The 18325-nt window shown below is 48.3% G+C and carries 14 protein-coding genes; 5 read left to right on the top strand and 9 right to left on the bottom strand.

From position 1 onward, the window contains the following. Positions 1 to 20 precede the first annotated feature (20 nt). The 5 genes from AB5903_RS02215 to AB5903_RS02235 all read left to right on the top strand — a co-directional run bounded on the left by AB5903_RS02215 (position 21) and on the right by AB5903_RS02235 (position 5820). Positions 21 to 932, top strand: coding sequence for a DMT family transporter (locus tag AB5903_RS02215; protein ID WP_117666139.1), 912 nt, complete (start codon positions 21 to 23; stop codon positions 930 to 932). 479 nt (positions 933 to 1411) lie between these two features. Continuing rightward, entirely contained in the window at positions 1412 to 2545 is a 1134-nt protein-coding gene (locus AB5903_RS02220; RefSeq protein WP_368117630.1) for an adenine-specific methyltransferase EcoRI family protein, read from the top strand. Positions 2546 to 2803: 258 nt separating this feature from the next. After that, entirely contained in the window at positions 2804 to 3655 is an 852-nt protein-coding gene (locus tag AB5903_RS02225; RefSeq protein ID WP_272710913.1) for a Bro-N domain-containing protein, read from the top strand. Between the two features lie 22 nt (positions 3656 to 3677). Then, positions 3678 to 4850, top strand: coding sequence for an HNH endonuclease family protein (locus AB5903_RS02230; protein WP_368117631.1), 1173 nt, complete (start codon positions 3678 to 3680; stop codon positions 4848 to 4850). 46 nt (positions 4851 to 4896) lie between these two features. Further along, positions 4897 to 5820: a site-specific integrase gene (locus tag AB5903_RS02235; RefSeq protein WP_272710915.1), complete on the top strand. Its 924-nt coding sequence runs from the start codon at positions 4897 to 4899 to the stop codon at positions 5818 to 5820. A gap of 244 nt (positions 5821 to 6064) precedes the next feature. On the opposite strand, the gene AB5903_RS02240 is transcribed toward AB5903_RS02235, so the two are convergent. From AB5903_RS02240 to AB5903_RS02280, 9 genes are all read right to left on the bottom strand, one after another. Next, complete coding sequence (locus AB5903_RS02240) at positions 6065 to 8488, bottom strand: DUF4906 domain-containing protein (protein WP_368117632.1); 2424 nt, start codon at positions 8486 to 8488, stop codon at positions 6065 to 6067. 125 nt (positions 8489 to 8613) lie between these two features. Next, on the bottom strand, positions 8614 to 11037 hold the full coding sequence (locus AB5903_RS02245; RefSeq protein WP_368117633.1) for a DUF4906 domain-containing protein: 2424 nt from the start codon (positions 11035 to 11037) through the stop codon (positions 8614 to 8616). Between the two features lie 31 nt (positions 11038 to 11068). Further along, positions 11069 to 12499, bottom strand: a complete 1431-nt coding sequence (locus AB5903_RS02250; protein WP_368117634.1) for a fimbrillin family protein — start codon at positions 12497 to 12499, stop codon at positions 11069 to 11071. A gap of 20 nt (positions 12500 to 12519) precedes the next feature. After that, positions 12520 to 13536, bottom strand: coding sequence for a fimbrillin family protein (locus AB5903_RS02255; RefSeq protein WP_272710804.1), 1017 nt, complete (start codon positions 13534 to 13536; stop codon positions 12520 to 12522). A 22-nt stretch (positions 13537 to 13558) separates the two neighbouring features. Then, on the bottom strand, positions 13559 to 14572 hold the full coding sequence (locus tag AB5903_RS02260; protein WP_272710805.1) for a fimbrillin family protein: 1014 nt from the start codon (positions 14570 to 14572) through the stop codon (positions 13559 to 13561). A 34-nt stretch (positions 14573 to 14606) separates the two neighbouring features. Continuing rightward, positions 14607 to 15599 carry a fimbrillin family protein gene (locus AB5903_RS02265; RefSeq protein WP_117985064.1) on the bottom strand — a complete coding sequence of 331 codons (993 nt, stop codon included), beginning with the start codon at positions 15597 to 15599 and terminating at the stop codon, positions 14607 to 14609. Further along, positions 15592 to 16560 carry a DUF5119 domain-containing protein gene (locus tag AB5903_RS02270; RefSeq protein ID WP_272198877.1) on the bottom strand — a complete coding sequence of 323 codons (969 nt, stop codon included), beginning with the start codon at positions 16558 to 16560 and terminating at the stop codon, positions 15592 to 15594. The genes AB5903_RS02265 and AB5903_RS02270 overlap by 8 nt, the downstream gene beginning before the upstream one ends. Before the next feature lie 22 nt (positions 16561 to 16582). Then, complete coding sequence (locus AB5903_RS02275; protein ID WP_272710806.1) at positions 16583 to 18097, bottom strand: DUF3575 domain-containing protein; 1515 nt, start codon at positions 18095 to 18097, stop codon at positions 16583 to 16585. Between the two features lie 42 nt (positions 18098 to 18139). Further along, on the bottom strand, positions 18140 to 18322 hold the full coding sequence (locus AB5903_RS02280) for a hypothetical protein (RefSeq protein ID WP_118363178.1): 183 nt from the start codon (positions 18320 to 18322) through the stop codon (positions 18140 to 18142). Positions 18323 to 18325 lie beyond the last annotated feature (3 nt).

Here is an 18325-nt window from a genome sequence, read left to right on the forward strand (position 1 = left end):
CCAAACAACTTTCTATAAGCATGAAAAAAGGACTGCTATACGCTATATTGGCATCTGTGCTATGGGCCATCGTAAACCCGTTTATCAAGCAAGGGCTCAGTTATGATTTTACTCCGATGAATTTTGCCGGGCTGCGTTTCACCAGTGTAGGCGTTCTGCTTTTTGCCTATACCTGGCACAAGGGGATGTGGCAGGAAATCAAGCAGCACCGCAAACTGTTCCTCAATCTGATATTCATCAATATGTTCATGGGTTATACGGCCTTTTATTTCGGAGTGGACTTCGTAAGCGGGGCTATATCATCCATCATCATGGGTATGACGCCGCTTATCAATGTACTGCTTGCCCATCTGCTGGCAAGTAACGACAAACTGAACGGTTACAAAATCGTCAGCCTCATCATCAGCCTTGCAGGCCTTTTGCTGATTGTAGGGATGGGCAGCGACGGTGAACCGCTGGACTGGAAAGGCATCACAGGCATCATACTACTGCTGCTCAGCATTATCTTTCAGGGCTATTCCGCCATCTCCGTATCCGAAGAGAAAGGCAAGGTCAACCCTATCTTCCTGAATGCCGTACAGATGTTTTTCGGTGGCGCCCTTATCTACGTCATAGGACTGGGCACGGAAGGTTATCACTCTTTCATCGGCAAGCCTGCCGGATTTTATATCAGCCTGGGCATCCTCGTATTTATTTCCGTCTTTGCCTTCAGCTTCTGGTTTATGGCGTTGCAAAGCAAAGGCGCAAAAGTCAGCGACATCAACATGTGCCGCCTTATCAACCCGATTCTCGGAGCTGTATTAAGTTGGATAATGCTTGCGGGAGAATACCCCACATTCAGTACGGTAGCGGGAATGCTGATTATTGTCAGTTCGCTGGTTATCTATTTTAAAGGAGCGGAGATTGTAAAATACATCAGTACAAGGAAATAAACAGAGTGTGTCAAAATACACTTGATGATTTCTTTTAGGCACGGCAATAGCAGTAGCATCCTTTAACAAAGGGAATGCCTCTAAAGGACGGCTGAAAGTTTTTTCATCATCTGTTTTTACATAAATACGATTAGCATCAAACCATTCTGAATATGAACATGAATGGGTTGCTGCCAAATAACTCTTTTATTTGTAAATATAGGGATTTTTTCGAAAGTACGAACTATCGGCGGCGGTTTCATAAAATCGGCTGGCGAAAAAAACAAATAGAATTTTCCAAAATAGCTTTGGATAAGCCATTAACGAAATACATTCTTTTAAGAGCACAGTGGTTTACCCAATAAAATTGTATACCTTTGTAACAAGTTAAAGAAGATGTCGCAAAGAATCGGATAAAAGAGGTATTGATTGAGGCGGGTATTAGTCAAACTGAATTGACTAATGCGTACACTTTTTGTACCCAACGAAATAAAAAAATAATGGCAAATACTAATCTAAAAGAAGCTAAGGCGGCTAAGAATGATGAGTTCTATACGCAATTTCATGACATAGAGATTGAAATGAATGCCTATCTTGAATATGACTCGGATGTGTTCAGGGGAAAGACTGTATTACTTCCTTGTGATGACCCCGAATGGAGCAACTTTACCCGATACTTTGCTGCCAAGTTCGATGAATTAGGCTTGAAAAAACTGATTTCTACGAGTTATGCGCCGGATAGCAAAAAATATAAAACGCCTTATCATCCCTCTTTGTTTGAGCAAGAAGCGCCTCAGTTCGACCCATCCAAGGCACAAGTGAAAGGTAAGATATTCATATTGGAACGAGACAAGAGCGGGGACGGGCGTATCAATATAGATGACCTCGAATGGAAGTATATGGAGGGTGACGGAGATTTTCGAAGTAAAGAAGTTACCGAACTTCGTAATGAAGCGGATTTCATCATAACGAATCCACCGTTCTCCTTGTTTCGTGAGTTCTTGGCTTGGATTGTAGAAGCTGGGAAGAAGTTTGCTGTAATAGGTAACATGAACGCAATCACTTATAAGGAGGTCTTTCCCTTGATAAAAGATAACAAAGTTTGGTTAGGTGCTACAGGAAATGGAAATGATATGGTTTTTGGTGTTCCTGACGGAGCTAAAGTAGATGAGAAAGACAAGGCTAAAGCTGCAAGATTGGGATATGTCGGTAATTATACCCGATTAGGCAATTCATGTTGGTTTACCAGCATAGAGCATGGCCGTCGTCATGAGCCATTGCCACTGATGAGTATGGCAGACAACCTCCGCTTTTCCAAACATAAGGAACTGAAAGGCAAAGCTGCCTATGACCGCTACGATAATTATGATGCCATTGAAGTACCTTTTACGGATGCCATTCCGTCAGATTATGATGGTGTGATGGGCGTTCCTATATCCTTTTTGATTAAGTATTGTCCAGAGCAATTTGAAATCTTAGGGATAACTGATAGGCAAAACACATCTTGTTTACGAACGAAAAAATACACGAATATGGATAGCCCCAAATATAATGACTTAAATGCCCGAAGCGTTATTAAGGTTGGCGAAAAATATATTCCCATGTACGCCCGATTACTCATTCGCAAACTATAGCTTAATTTGCAGATTAGCTATTAGGCATAAACTTATGGTTGATAATTAAAATGCGTTGATAGACTTTTTCTTGAATACCGTTTCTTGTGATTACTTCACTGGCATTTAAATCGTATGTACCAGCCTTTCCGAACTTTTTCAAATAGGCTGTCTTGCATTTATAAGTGGTATAAACACGTGTTTTCTTTGAATATAGGTCCTCGTTCTCGCACATCCCTAAGATTTCAACTTAAAAATAAAGATAAAAATAGAATAATTATGACTCAACATAATGCCATCAAGCTTTTTGAAACCAAGAAAGTTCGTACCATTTGGGACGACAAAGAAGAAAAATGGCACTTTTCCATAGTGGATGTGGTGGCTGTCCTAACCGATAGTCCTAATCCTCGTAAGTACTGGAGTGTCTTGAAAACACGTTTAAAAAAAGAAGGGAGTGAGTTGACTACAAATTGTAGTCAACTGAAAATGAAATCGGCTGATGGAAAGATGTATTTAACCGATGTCGCAGATACTCAGCAGCTTCTCCGTTTGATTCAGTCTATTCCATCGCCCAAAGCAGAACCGTTCAAGCAATGGATGGCACAAGTGGCGACTGAACGTCTTAACCAAATGCAAGACCCCGAACTTTCTATCAATCAAGCACTGATGGACTATAAGCGATTGGGGTATTCGGATAATTGGATTAATCAGCGTCTCAAATCCATAGAGATTCGTAAAGACCTCACGGATGAATGGAAGCGGCACGGATTGCAAGAGGGAGTGCAGTTTGCTACGTTGACCGATATAATTTATCAGACTTGGAGTGACATGACCGCCAAGGAGTATAAGCAGTTCAAAGGTCTGAAAAAAGAGAACTTACGTGACAATATGACCAATAAGGAATTGGTGCTAAATATGTTGGCGGAACTTTCCACCAAAGAAATATCTGAAAGTAAAAATCCGGAGACATTTCGGGAACACATGGATGTGGCGGAAGCCGGTGGTGAGATTGCCCGCAATGCCCGTATGGAGTTGGAAGCCAAGACGGGCAAGGCAGTCATCAGTCCGCTGAACGCCAAAACAGGCATTGCACTCAATTCATCTCCGGAAGAAGAAGACACAAAAGAATAATCCTAAAAAGTGAATCAATATCATGGAGACAACATTGCATACAGAATGGACTGTCGAAGACATCTGTAAAGGATTTACCTACAACGAATTGGAAGGTAAAGGTCTGTTTGGATTGGACGGGCGGCTCACTATCCAACCCGAGTATCAACGCCATTACATCTACAACGATGGGAAACGTGATGTAGCGGTAATAGAATCCCTGCTGAAAGGCTATCCCATCGGACTAATCTATTTCAACCGGACTGTGGACGGACGATTTGAAGTACTTGACGGGCAGCAACGCATCACTTCTATCGGTCGGTTCGTTACAGGGAAATTCGCTATCAAGGATGAAGCGGATAACGTGCAGTATTTCTCGGGATTGCCCGAAGAGCAGCAACAAAAGATTATGCAATCCTCTCTGCTGGTATATGAATGCGAGGGTGAAGAAAAGGAAATCAAGGAGTGGTTCAAGACCATTAATATTGTGGGCATTCCGCTCAAGGAACAGGAATTGCTCAATGCCATCTATTCGGGCGAGTTCGTAAATGCAGCCAAGCGGGTGTTCAGTAATTCCCAAAATGCGGAAATACAGAAATGGAGTCATTATATCAAGGGAGATGTAAAACGGCAGGATTATCTGGCGGAAGCCCTCCGGTGGATTTGCGACAGTAAGGGGATAAGCATTGATGCCTATATGAGCATACACCGTCACGAGCCTTCCACGGGAGAATTGGAAAGTTATTTCCGTTCTGTGATTGACTGGGTATCGGCTACCTTTACTATGGTAGAGCGTAACATGTGCGGCTTGGAATGGGGACGGCTTTATGAAACGTACCATGCCACCCCTTATAGCACCGTCCATGTTACAGAACGGGTAAAAGCCTTGCAAGCGGATGAAAGTGTGCGGTGTCCCCGAAATATTTACGAATATGTACTGGGTGGAGAAGAGGATAAGAAACTGCTTGACATCCGTATCTTTGAAGAATCAACCAAGCGGGCTGCTTACAAGCGTCAGACCGAAGCGGCTGAGAAACAAGGAATTTCCAATTGTCCGCTCTGTGCGTTGGGGAATAATGCCAACAAGACCCGTATTTATAAACTTTCGGAAATGGATGCCGACCACGTGACTGCATGGAGCAAGGGAGGGTCAACCAGCATGGAAAATTGCGAGATGCTTTGTAAAATCCATAACCGTTCAAAGGGAAATCGGTAAAAATGTGTTATTTTGAGAGAGCTAAATCAATTAATTCTCTCAAAATATGAACAATAAAAAAACATTTCACGAAGTTTCCGAGATTTGGTGTGATGCAAAACGTCCGATAGTGAAGCATTCCACCCTATGTGCCTATCAGCTTACATTACAGACACACCTATTGCCACGATTTGGCACTGCGGAAAATATAACCGAGAAGGATGTCCAGCAGTTTGTGATAGATAAATGTACTTCCGGATTAGCAAGAAAAACAGTTCGGGATATAGTGGCAGTGCTCAAATCTGTTATCAAATATGGGAATAAGCATGGGATTTTCCATTTTGAAGAATGGGAAATCGAATATCCTACTCAAACAGAAAATAAGCTGCCGCCAACATTGTCATTAAATCATCAGCGTATATTGATGCGTCACTTGTTGAAACAGCCCACTCCACAAAATATAGGTGTACTGTTGGCTCTCTGTACCGGAATGAGAATCGGTGAGGTTTGTGCTTTGAAATGGGAAGATGTGGATTTTGCACAAAAGATAGTCATCGTGAAGCATACTGTAGGCAGAATATATAACTGTGAGTTGAAATCTACAGAAAGGATTCACTCTTCTCCCAAAACCAAGAATTCTTGTCGTGAAATTCCTTTATCCAAACAACTTTTCCAAGCGTTGAAAATGGTAAGGAAACAATCTCAATCCCCATACGTGGTAGGCACTTCCACACAATCTAAAGAGCCTCGTTCTTATCGTGATTATTTTGGTAGGTTGCTAAAACGATTGGATATTCCCCACTTGGTTTTTCATGGACTCAGGCATACATTTGCGACCCGATGTATTGAAAGCCAGTGTGATTATAAAACTGTCAGTGTCATACTCGGTCACTCAAATGTAGCAACAACACTTAATCTGTACGTTCACCCTAATCTCAATCAAAAGAAACGCTGTATTGACCGTATGAGTAATTTTTTAGGAATAACATGAAAAACAAAGCGTAACGAACGCTGCATCAGCCAATTCGCTACGCTTTGCTCAAATTTACTTTTTCGCTATATGTTTATTTTAAGTTACGGTAAAAATAAGTTCTCCTTTCCACACCTGGAAAGGAGAACTTGCAAACAAACAATGATCCGGACAGTGATTCACATCCTCATCCGGCACTACAAACCGGAGATTATATCGAGGAAAAGTAATTCTCCCCAAAAAAACTCCGGTATTCTTTTAGATGTTAGTCTTGGACGCAACGTACAGGGAATGCGTTAGAACGAAAGGAGGTAGCCACCGAATACATCCAGCCCGAGGTCGTGCTCAAGATGCTTCCGTTTTGCGTCGTAGCAGAGTACGGAGAGGCCGATGCAACGTAACACCCCCACCCAAGGTAGCTAACGTGGCCTTCATACCCGAAACGACAGCCGGCTGACGGGTAAAATGCCACATTGCCCGCATCTGCAGTCGCTGCATTTCCGGTTGTAAAGAATCTACGTCCCCATACTTCAAATTTATCATCTGTAAAACCGACAAGATCGGAATCCTGATTATACTTATCTGCTGCAACCACATTATATTCAGCAATATTACCCATATTATAATTCGTTGTGCCGGTCGTAAAATTAGTCCATGCATCCTGTGCCGGCATATGATAACCATAGGGACACGGATCGTAGATGGTTTTCTTTACATCAATAATCGTTCCCAGTATCAAGCTTTTTTTTTCATCCAGAAAACCACTGCCCCACAATTTATTGGATGCTTTCCAAGGTACAGAACCTTCCGCCTCGTCCTGTGCCGGATGCGCTGCAAAAATCCAGTTATAAGAAAGATTCGTGCCATCACCACCATAGGTAATAGCTTTATCATTGTCATCCCTCGTTATAAACATCAAAGGATTCTCTACTGTATAAGCTAATTGTACCTTTACAGCAGCTTGGTCAATCCCTGTTGTTATCGCACTATTCTTTATCTGATTAGAATTCTTCAAAATTTTATTTCCATTTGCATCATACACGGGCACAATATCCGCATCGTTCGTCCTCGTCATCACACCTGCCGCGGGAAACGGGTCTTTACGACCGAACTGAAAATATACACCATACGTCTTTATGGCTTCTTCCGCTACTTTGGTAGCTGTTCCGCTTGCAGATCCCAGATTACGGTCCATCATTTTAAATTCCCGTTTGGTTATATTGGCATAAGAAGCAAGGCCGTTACGAGGCCGTGTTTCGTATGTCTGCACTTTGATGTCGTTTCTGTCGAATGCTGCTGTAGTCCAGATGTGCCAGCTCCAAAGAGTGGTAGCGCCGTTTTTGGCGGCAACTACTGCATTGCCTTCGGTTGCTTCGCCCAACTTGAATACGATATAGCCGTTTCTGGAGTAGCCTACATAGTCTAAGGTAGGCGCTTTGTCTCCCTCGCGGGTTTCCCACACAAGAGCGGCATTGTCGGGTGCAATCCTGTCATTGGCTGGTATGTCTGTGCCGGTATAGGAAATCTGTGCCGAGGTTGCCGCACCGTTGCCGCGTATGGTGGCTTTGAAGCGATACCATTTATTGGCATCGGTGGTATTCACCACATAGCAATTGGCAGTCTGTGTTCCTGCCGCACTCAAATCCTTGCCCACCAGCACGCGGCCGTCGTTCATGTTCGTACCCTTAATGGCGGCATTTATCGTGTACTTCGTATTGCGCACCACATTGAAATCGCCGGCCTTATCGCCCGCGCCCAGATAAATGGTGTAAGCCACATCGCGGGCTATGCCGCCTTTCGGCGTATAGCTGCCCTCTATCAGAATATAAGTGGCCGTGGCAGGCACATTGTCCTCGTAGCGGTCTTTCCAGTCTGTCAGCGAGTTACTTCCAGCCTTGTTTTCCGGAACATACCAGGCGATGGACTTGGTGTTGTCGCTCGTATAGGTTGTAAGCTCCGCAGCAGTCGGAGCGGTGGCTGCCGACTCTACGTAATAGAGTTTCTTTGCCACGTTCATCAGCCTGACGGAAGTCACTGTAAAGACGTCCCCAGTGTTCGGAGTCGTCAGGTTCAGACTGACTTTTGCCACTGCACGGGTCAGCGAGACGGTAAGGGACGCATTGTCCGCCTCCGAGTTAAAATCGGCCTTATAACCACACATCGGTAGGTTTTGCCCTGTACCCTTACCCGACGATACCTCTGCTGCAAACTTCTTGAAATCGGCCAATACACTGCCGTATGATACCTTTTGAGTCAGGTCGCCTACGTTTGCCAATACATACACCGTGCACGTGCCTACTCCCGAAGCCAATGAAATATTCGCAGTTAGCTGCCCATCCGTCAGTGAGGCGTATTCGCTGTATTTCAGTTTACCGTCGGCATTGCCGAACTGGAACACACAAATGTCGTTTATCGCATCTTCCTGTACATCGGTCAGCGTACCGGCACGGGTTCCGGCAGTGTTTACCGTTTTCCCTGCTTCCTCGCCCAGCACCAAGTCCAACGAATTATCGCCACGGGCACGGGTCGTACTAACAGTTCCCCGCATAGGTGTTGCATCGAGCGAAAGTTTTACAGGCGCCGTTGCAACATCGGGAACAATATTGCCCGTTCCCTGCTCCTCGTCCGTACAGGAGAGGACACAAAGAACGGATAATATCCAAAGTCCAAAAAATTTCGTCACTTTCATATTTATTTCTTTTTCATATTTTTTGTTTCTATACTACATTTCACGGTAGGTATGTCTCATTAAATAGAAGATTATCTTAAGGGGGAGTTATTCTACTTGAAAAGACTCCGGTATTCTTTTAGATGTTAGTCTTGGACGCAACGTACAGGGAACGCATCCGAACGGAAAGTGGCACTCACCGGATGTACCCAATCCGCACCTGTACCTAAAAAGCCGCCTTTTGAGGACTTGGCAGAGTACGGAGAAGCTGACCAAGCATAACATCCTCGCCCAACACTGTGAACTCGTCCGTCATCCCCAAAGCGATAACCCATTGCTGGATAAAATGCCACATTACTCGCATCCGCTATTGCTGTGTTTCCAGTAGTAAAAAACCTACGTCCCCATACCTTAAAATTCTCATCTACAAAACCAGTACCATCTGTAGTTTGATTATATTTATCCTCTGCAATTACATTATATTCAGTCACAATATTCGTAATATAGGCTGTTGTAACGGTAGTAAAATTAGTCCATGCATCCTGTGGTGGCATATGATAACCATAAGGGCACGGATCGTAAATGGTTTTCTTCACATTTATAATCGTTCCTAATATCAAACTGTTTCGTTCATCCTGCACACCACTACCCCACAATTTATTGGATGCCTTCCAAGGCACAGAACCATCTTTATCATTCTTTGCCGGATGCGCTGCAAAAATCCAATTATAAGAAGGCTCAGCACTATCACCACCATAGATAGCAAGCTTATCATCATCATCTCTCAATATAAACATCAACGGATTCTCCACAACATATGCAAGTTGTAACTTTACAGCCGCTTGGTCAATCCCTTTTGTTATTGTACTATTCTTTATTTGATTAGAATTTTTCAAAATCTTATTTCCATTTGCATCATACACGGGCACAATATCCGCATCATTCGTCCTCGTCATCACACCTGCTGCAGGAAACGGGTCTTTACGACCAAACTGAAAATATACGCCATACGTCTTTATGGCTTCTTCCGCTACTTTCGTAGCTTTTCCGCTGGCAGATCCCAGATTACGGTCCATCATCTTAAATTCCCGTTTGGTTATATCGGCATAAGGCGCAAGCCCGTTACGAGGCCGTGTTTCATATGTCTGCACTTTGATACCATTTCTGTCGAACGCTGCCGTAGTCCAGATATGCCAGCTCCAAAGAGTGGCAGTACCGTTTTTGGCAGCAACCACTGCATTACCCTCGGATGCTTTGCCCAACTTGAATACAATGTAACCATTCTTGGAATAGCCTACATAGTCCAAAGTAGGAGATGTTCCTCCCTCACGGGTTTCCCACACAAGAGCGGCATTGGTAGGAGCAATCCTGTCATTGGCAGGTATCACCGCTCCCGTATAAGAAATCTGTGCCGGAGTTTCCGCACCGTTCCCCCGTATGGTGGCCTTGAAGCGATACCATTTATTGGCATCGGTGGTTTTCACCACGTAACAATTGGCGGTCTGTGTTCCTGCCGCACTCAAATCCCTACCTATCAGTACACGGCCGTCGTTCATGTCTGTGCCTTTAATGGCGGCATTCACTGCGTACTTCGTATTGCGTACCACATTGAAATCGGCTGCACTGTTACCTGCACCCAGATAGATGGCATACGACACATCGCGGGCCGTACCGTTCTGCGGTGTATAACTGCCCTCTATCAGAATGTAAGTAGCCGTGGCCGGAGCATTCCCTTCGTAGCGGTCTTTCCAATTTGTCAGCGCATTGCTTCCCGCCTTGTTTTCCGGAATATACCAGGTTATGGACTTGGTGTTGTCGCTTGTATAGGTTGTAAGCTCCGCAGCAGTCGGAGCGGTGGTTGCCGACTCCACGTAATAGAGTTTCTTTGCCACGTTCATCAGCCTGACGGAAGTCACTGTAAAGGCATCCCCGGCATTCGGGGTAGTCAGGTTCAGACTGACTTTTGCCACTGCACGGGTCAGCGAGACGGTAAGGGACGCATTGTCCGCCTCCGAGTTAAAATCGGCCTTATAACCACACATCGGCAGATTTTGTCCCGTACCCTTACCCGACGATACCTCTGCTGCAAGTTTCTTGAAATCGGCCACTGCACTGCCGTATGCCACCTTCCGGATAATATTACCCACATTTGCCAGCACATACACCGTACACGAACCTACTCCCGAAGCCAATGAAATATCCGCCGTCAACTCACCGTCCATCAGCGAGGTATATTCACTGTATTTCAGTTTGCCGTCGGTATTGCCGAACTGGAACACACAAATATCGTTTACCGCATCCTCCTGTGTATCGGTCAGCGTACCGGTACGGGTTCCGGCATTGCATGCCCCCTTCCCCGTTTCCTCACCCAGCACCAAGTCCAACGAATTATCGCCACGGACACGGGTCACGCTTCCGGCTTCCTGCATGGGTGTTGTGCCGAGCGAAAGTCTCACAGGCTTCGTAGCAACATCGGGAATAATACCACCTGTTCCCTGCTCCCCGTCCGTACAGGAAAGGACACAAAGAACGGACAATGCCCAAAGTCCAAAAAATCTCGTTACTTTCATTTTATTTCTTTCTTATATTCTTGTTTCTATACTATTCCGAAGCCGGGTCTGCCGCATCGCCACCGATATTGGCAGGTATATCTTCCGTATGCCAACTATTGCCGGAACTCATATTCGTATTACCGCCACCGACACTACCCGGTACATTTTCAGTACCCCAACTGTTACCGGAACCTATATTCGTATTACCGCCGCCGGAACTACCCGGTACATCTTCAGTACCCCAACTACCGCCGGGACGCACATCCGTATTACCGCCTCCCGAACTGCCCGGTACATCTTCAGTACCCCAACTATCGCCGGGACGCACATCCGTATTACCGCCGCCGGTTTCGCCCGGCACTCCCTGTTCCGAAGCCCAAGGCAGACCCTCACCGCCTACCGATGTCAGCCCGAACGCGCCTATTTCGGCATCCAGTTCCGGATTGGGTCGCCATTGACCTGTGCCGACGGTAGTACTGCCGTTTCCGGTTTCACCCGGTATCTCCACATGTTCCCACGTGCCGATATGGATAACCACCGGAGTAAACGCACCGATATTATCCTGTCCGGACATTACACTCCCGCTCCACGGAAGCACTTCCAGAATGAGCTGCACGGAACCGCCTTTCATCTTCAAGGAAAATGTATATTGCGTACCCGGTGCAAAGGCAAGCGTCTCCGGCATATCCGCAACGAACTCCGCAGCCGCCATCCCATTGAACACCGCATTCATCCTGAACTGAAACTTACCTGCCGTCCGTGGCAATACCACCGTAGCGGCAGAAGTTTTCAAGTCTGCATCCGGCGTGGAAAACTCACTGCCCGCTATGGTAACGGCATCACTCTGCGCTACACCCGCAACGGGCAGTTGGGTACACAGTACCGCTTCGACAGGTGCATGCGTCATATTGCTCAATCCGGCAGACTCGATACGCACCGAGGTGATATTGCCCGCTTTCGGTTGCAAGGCAAATATCTGTTTTGCACAATGCCTGCCCAAGTCGTCAAGCACAACCGCCGGACTTGCCTCGCTCACCGTTCGTCCTACCGTCAGCGAAGTGGCATAGTCCACACTATGCCCCACAGAAACGGTGCAAGCCGGGCTGCCTCCGTCATTATCGGGATTGGTTACCGCCAGAGCCGGAGTCAGAGCATAGAAGTCGTAAGTCCCCGCACGCAGCAGTAAAACGTTCACGGCTTCCAGCGTACCGTTGCCGTTTACGGCTCTGTACGTGCCTTCCCCCATGTATTTATCCGTTGACAAATCGGGAGACTCACCTATGCGCCTGAAAGCGAGGATACGCAACGTTGCCCCATCCGCCAGTGGCGAAACGGCACGTGTAGCCACCTCCGTAGCGATGCCCGATGCAGAAAACCGCACGGCAAACGCTTCATGTTCCTTCAACAGCAGTTCGTTCTCCGTGCATGCACAAAGCAGCAAAACTACCGGCAGGTATTTTATCATCCCTTTACAATTCATAAATTCGACGGGTTATCTCATTATATTTCTATATCCGTAATCGGAGTTCCATTTACCCAGTCGGTAACGGACACCGCAGGAGTTATCCCGGCAGATGTAAACTTCAAGGTAACGGCATACGAAGTACCCGCTTTGAAACCGCCGTCGACGGGAACGTTTATCTTCGTTTTCTGCAAACCGCCGGTCGCTAAATCAATCTGCAATTCAATGGCATCGTCCGCCTGCGGAGCAAACATGGCATATCCTGCCATAACAGCAGCATCGTCGGCAGTAGCGCCTACACCCATTTCCAGCGGATAGGTAATTGCGGTTGAAGGCGTAACGGGGTCTGCGGAAACCAAATCCAAATCGTCCGTACCTGTAAAGGAAGGGCCGGTTATGGTTGTTCCGTCTGCCGCTGTCGCCTCAGGCAATGTAATCGTACACCCCTGTTTCTTTCCGGTAATTTTGATTGATTTCACTTTACCCCACAATGCCCGTGTAGCCGCATCGGGAGCATACACCTTTACACTGATTTGGGTAAGCAGGTGGCTGAAAGCCAGGCTTGCTATATTCGTATTCTTATCCCCTTCTTTCAAGGGAGTAGCCATTATATCCGTCTTACCGTCAATAGTACCAAAATCCACGGCCTTTGTACCCTGCGTAAAAGTTACCCCGCTGCGCCTCGGATACCAGCCTATCAGTTTGGTCTTGCTTCCGTTTGCCAAATAATACTCCGCCGGAGAAAACGACAGTGTTTTTGAAGCCGTAGCCGCCGTTCCATTCAAAGCGGTGGTCTGATACGTTGTATAACCGCCCTCGTCACCAGCATCCGCACGTGCAAACGCCACATCCAAATCCGTACCGAAACCGGAATTAATCATCCCGTCCAATACTGCCTTCGTAGCCGGTTCTACCGAAGATAAAATACTGCTGTTTACACGTATTTCCACCCTGCCGTCGTCCTGTATCATTTCCACCGGAGCGTCTGCAGAGCAGGCCGCAAACAAAGACAACAAAGCACCGTTTACCGTTAAAATCCATTTATTCCGTTTCATAAGCATGCTGTATATCGGTTGATTATTGAATTTCTTCACTGCTGCCGCCATCTTCTTCCCAGTCTTTCACCGTGGTTGTTGCCTTTATTTCGGTAGCTTTGAATGTAAGGAGCACCACGAACTTCTTGCCCTGTGTAGATGCCGTATAATCGGCACTGCTACCGGTTGTTTTCAGATTGACAGGCACAGTGACAGGCGTAGTTCCCGAATGTTCTGTTTTTACGGCCAATGTATAGTCTGCCGTACCGGTCGCATTTTTCAGAGGAGCCACCATAGAGTAGGCCACTTCCTCACCATCGGTAGTCAGTTCTTTCGCCTGAGATGCGAAAGCCGTTTCCGTACCTGCCCCTCTTACCCAGAAAGACATGCCGTTGTCCAACAACGTGGCAAATGCGCTGCTTTCATCGGCTGTGCCGGCAGACAGGCTTACCGTTACCGCACCGGACGGATTATTCTTACCGACCTTGGTCAGCGTGATATCCGTTAACTTTCCCCATTTCGCAATAGCCGCCTCGTCCTCGGCAACCGCTTTAATTACCAGTTGCGTAAGCAGGTGTTTGAACTCGAGCTGCGGGTAATTGCCGCCTTTGGAATCGTTTTTCGTGGAAGATTTTTCCGGAGCAGCCATCACATCCTGACTGCCATTGAATGTAAATTTGCACTCATCATTGGCCGGATTGCCCCAACCCTCAAACGGATACAGGCCGCAGATATGCAGCGTGCTGTTGTCCACCGGATAATATTTTGCCGTGGCAAAGCCCACCGCCGTACTGCCGTTGTCCGTAAAAACCATTTTATCATTGGCATAGGTCGTTGTATAGTTGCCACTCGTTTCGGACACCAGCACCCGTGCGGCCAGCGTATTGTCTGCCGTTATCGTACCCTCGTACGGTGCACGTGTCATTGTTTCCGCCGCTATGGCGGAAGAGATCAGTTTGATTTCCACGTTCTCATTCGGAACCGGTTCCATTACATCACTCTGTGTACAACCTGCCATAACTATTACGGCAAGAAGCGAAAAAAGACTTTTTTTCATAACTGTTTATGTTAGATGAATATTAATTAATTATTTACTCTACTATCCCCTCACCGTATCCGTCCATCACCCACGGCATGACCTTTGCCGAAAGGGCAACCGCCGTACGGTCGCGGAATTTCAGTGTCACCATATAGGAGCGTCCGGCTGCAAAGACCGTTTCGCCGCCCGACGGCCGTATCTCTATACCGGGGTAATCGCCCCTGCTGTCTGTTGTCAGCGTAAGCCGGAACACGGGCTGTCCCGGTTGCAGCATCACTTCGCCCGCCAATACCTGCGGCATTTCCGTTGTACCGCTTATGGCGGCAGGCGATTTCAAAGGAAACGGTACGGCAGCCTGCGCGGCAGACCATCCTCCCAGTTCGCCCGTCTCCAAATTCAGCGTAGAGGCGGTGTTTACCCCATTGAATGCCAGCCCTGTAACAGTTACGCCTGCAAATTCCCCCTCATCGTCAACCAGCCGGAAGCGGAGCTGCGTCAGTTTATGCTCAAACAGCAATGCGGAAGGTGCTTCCCGGCGCGAACCGGTAACCGGACGCACCCACATCACATCTTCCGCACCTGTGAGCCTGAAATACAGCACCGGCGACTGCCCGGCAACCGCTTCCACATAATTATCCCCACCCGTGCCCACAGGCGCATAAGGATGATATACACAAAACTTCACCCGCCTGCTCTCTTCCAGCGGATAGGTATAATCACCGTTCCAGAAAAGCATGCCGGTAGCGGCATCAATCCCCGTAGTCCGCACGTTGTCCATCAAAGGAGTTCCGTTCCATTCGGACGTCAGCGGGGCATACAAGGCATCCGTACGCGCGGTAACCACTCCATACACGCCTACCTTGTCGCCCACGGCAGCCAGTCCGGCAAGGTCGTTTACCGAAGCACGGGTTGCACTCCCCTCATAACCGCCCGCCTGGGTTCCCAGCCTTATAAGCCCGTCCGGAGACAATGGCTCCTGCCCGGCGCATGTGCAAAGCAACAGGCACGCAAGCAGTCCTGTGCAACTACCGTATATCCTATTCATACATAATCCTTTCTCTCTTATCGTAAAATACCTTGCGTTTATAATCTCCTACCCCGCCCTCACCGCTTCCTTCCGTCCAGCCTTTCACCTCTGCCGTAAGAACCGCATTCAGCAGGTTTATGCCAAGCTCCACTTCCACCGTCTCGTCTGCCGGAAGTTCACCCGCATAAAGGCGGATGATGTCCGTCAGTGTTCCGTTCATGTTTACCGACGCGCTATACATCTCGCCGCCGGAATTGCGTACCTGCAAATGCAGGCGGCTGTCATAGGCGGCTCCATATTCAGGAGAAAGCAGCCCCAGCAGGCGTATCTCTGCCGAAGCCATATAGGCGGGTTCCGTATTTCTGGTTTCCGCCCGTGTCAGCGTCACGGTAAACGACGTATTCGTTTCGGGAGCGGCGGATATGCTCTGCTCCGAAGGCTCTCCGGAAAGCAGCAAGACGGAAGGATAAACACCGTTCAGCTTCCCGTTCAATACTTTTGCCTCTTCCATGCCCGTTACCTGAAAATGAAGCAACATCTGTTTCACCAGAGGGCGCGGAACGGGCGTGTATTGCACCGTACCCTGTAGCGGAACGTCCACATCGTCCACATTCCAGCTATATACATTGCCGGGCTGCATCTCCGAGACCAAACGGACCTCGGCGGCATTCCGGCTCTCCAGCCCTGTAAAAGCAACGCCGTGCGCATCCGTATTATAGGCAAGCAAATGATAACTGCCCACAGGAAGCGTTGTCGAGAAATATCCGGCAGAAGCGGCGGCATCCGTACCGTAACCGGCAACAGCCTCGCCATTGTCCGCATAAAAACGGTAGCAGGCGGTAGCCGGACAGGCAAAAGCACCCCATTCGGGCGCAATCACAACCGTACCTTCGGCGCTGCGATAGTCCAGTGCCGTTTCCGTACATGCCGCCAAAGCAATGCACGGACTTATCAGCCAACCGAGAGTTTTTATCTTCATGTACGAACTTCTTTTTCCGTCTTCACTTCCGGCTGCCAAACCGGTAACTGATACTTATATTTACACCCGTCACCCCGAAATGATTCTCGCGGAAGTTGCGGTTGAAATAATAGTAAGGCATTTCCACATCGTACGCATTGGCATCCGAAGCACGATACCCGCCACGCAAGCCGGCTTCGATGCCCCAGTGCGCATCGAGCAGGATATAACACCCGACGGACAATCCGCCTTCCCAATAAGTGCCCGTGCAGTTGGCAGTGCCTCCGGCTATGCGGCCGCTATCGGCACTGCGGTTGTCAAAATCGCCCAACTGTCCGTAAATGCCCACGTAGCACCAGCGGTAGCAGCCGTCGCCATTCACCCAAAAGCGGGGTTCGAGGCTATAGGCCGACACTCCCCAATGGCATTTGCCGCTATCGTAGTCCCAATCCGCATAAGCAGCGGAAGCTACCGCCGACCACCGGCGTGCAAAGAAAAACTCCGCCGACAGGTTGGGGGTAAAAGCGGTATAATCGAAATCGGGGGTCATGCCCGCCCAAGTATATAAGTTCGTTTTTACGGAAAGCAGCGGCAGCAAGCGGTTACGCTGTTTACGTGCCTCACGCCGCGCTTGCCGTCCGGCGGCACGCTCTGCCAGCCATTGCTCGCGGAAACGCTGTTCTTTCAGCCGTTCCTCCTCTTCCCGGCGGAGCTGTTCCTCTTTCCGGCGCGCCTGCACAACGCGTTCTTCTTCCAGACGTAATTGTTCGGCACGCTGCCGTTTTTCCGCTTCCAGTTGCCGGAGTTCCGCCAGACGACGCTCGTCGGCCTCGGCGGAAGCCCGTTCGCGGGCAAGTATTTCCTGAAACTCCGCATCGGTCAGTTTCCGCCGGTAACGTTCCTCGATGATGCGGTGCAGGTCGTATTCCACCCTGATTTCGACCCGCCGAAGCAACGGAAAGAGTTCCGCCAGCATAAGGTTGTAAGGTACTCCGCCCTGCAGGTCCATCAGCTTCTTCTCACGGCCCTTGAAAATGTCCGTATTGTCGATGACAGCCAGCACTTCCGCCCGACCGGGCAATGTGGAAGCCTCCACCAGTTGGCGCAACCTGTCCCAGTCCTCGCCCACGTAGCGCACTTCCACCGGAAAGCGCCTTGCCAGCCCGTATTCCGTATCCAGGTAGTTTCTGAAACCGTTGGCACGGTCGTGCGCCAGCTTTTCGTTGGCGGCATAACTGCCTTCTATGGAGCAATAGCCAGTCAGGGTAATCTGGCGGACGTAAATCAGCGTGTCGGCAAACGAGGAGCGCATGAACTTATCCAGCCTCTCCAGTTCACGGGCATTGCCGCCGTAACCTCTCTGTATCTGCCAACCCCCTTGCGGATAAGAGAAATAACAGTCCAGATTGGCTGTTCCTTCCTTGATAACGCGCCTGTACGTCGAGTCCCGATAGAGTTTACCGGTTCCCAACGTGTCGGGAGAGAAAACCACTCCCGCGCATAAACTACCGGGAAGGATACATACAGCCAACAGCAGCAATAGCGTTTTTATCTTCATATAGCCTTGATTTTCAAGTATTCGTTCTTTTTACGGTTACGGTTACGGCATCTCCGTTTCCTGCTCGCCCATGTCCACACTCGTATCCATATCTACCGTTATATCCACATTGTTGCCTTCCTTATCGGGTTCGGGCGGGCAATCGTCCAGACTATCGGGAATGCATCCGCCAAGCAGTCCTGCCAAAACACAGCAGAGCAGAAATCTTTTTTTCAGTGTTCTCATATC

It is taken from the genome of Bacteroides sp. 2201st1_D9_2201SCRN_220225 (assembly GCF_040928965.1).
GTDB classification, from domain to species: Bacteria; Bacteroidota; Bacteroidia; order Bacteroidales; family Bacteroidaceae; genus Bacteroides; species Bacteroides stercoris.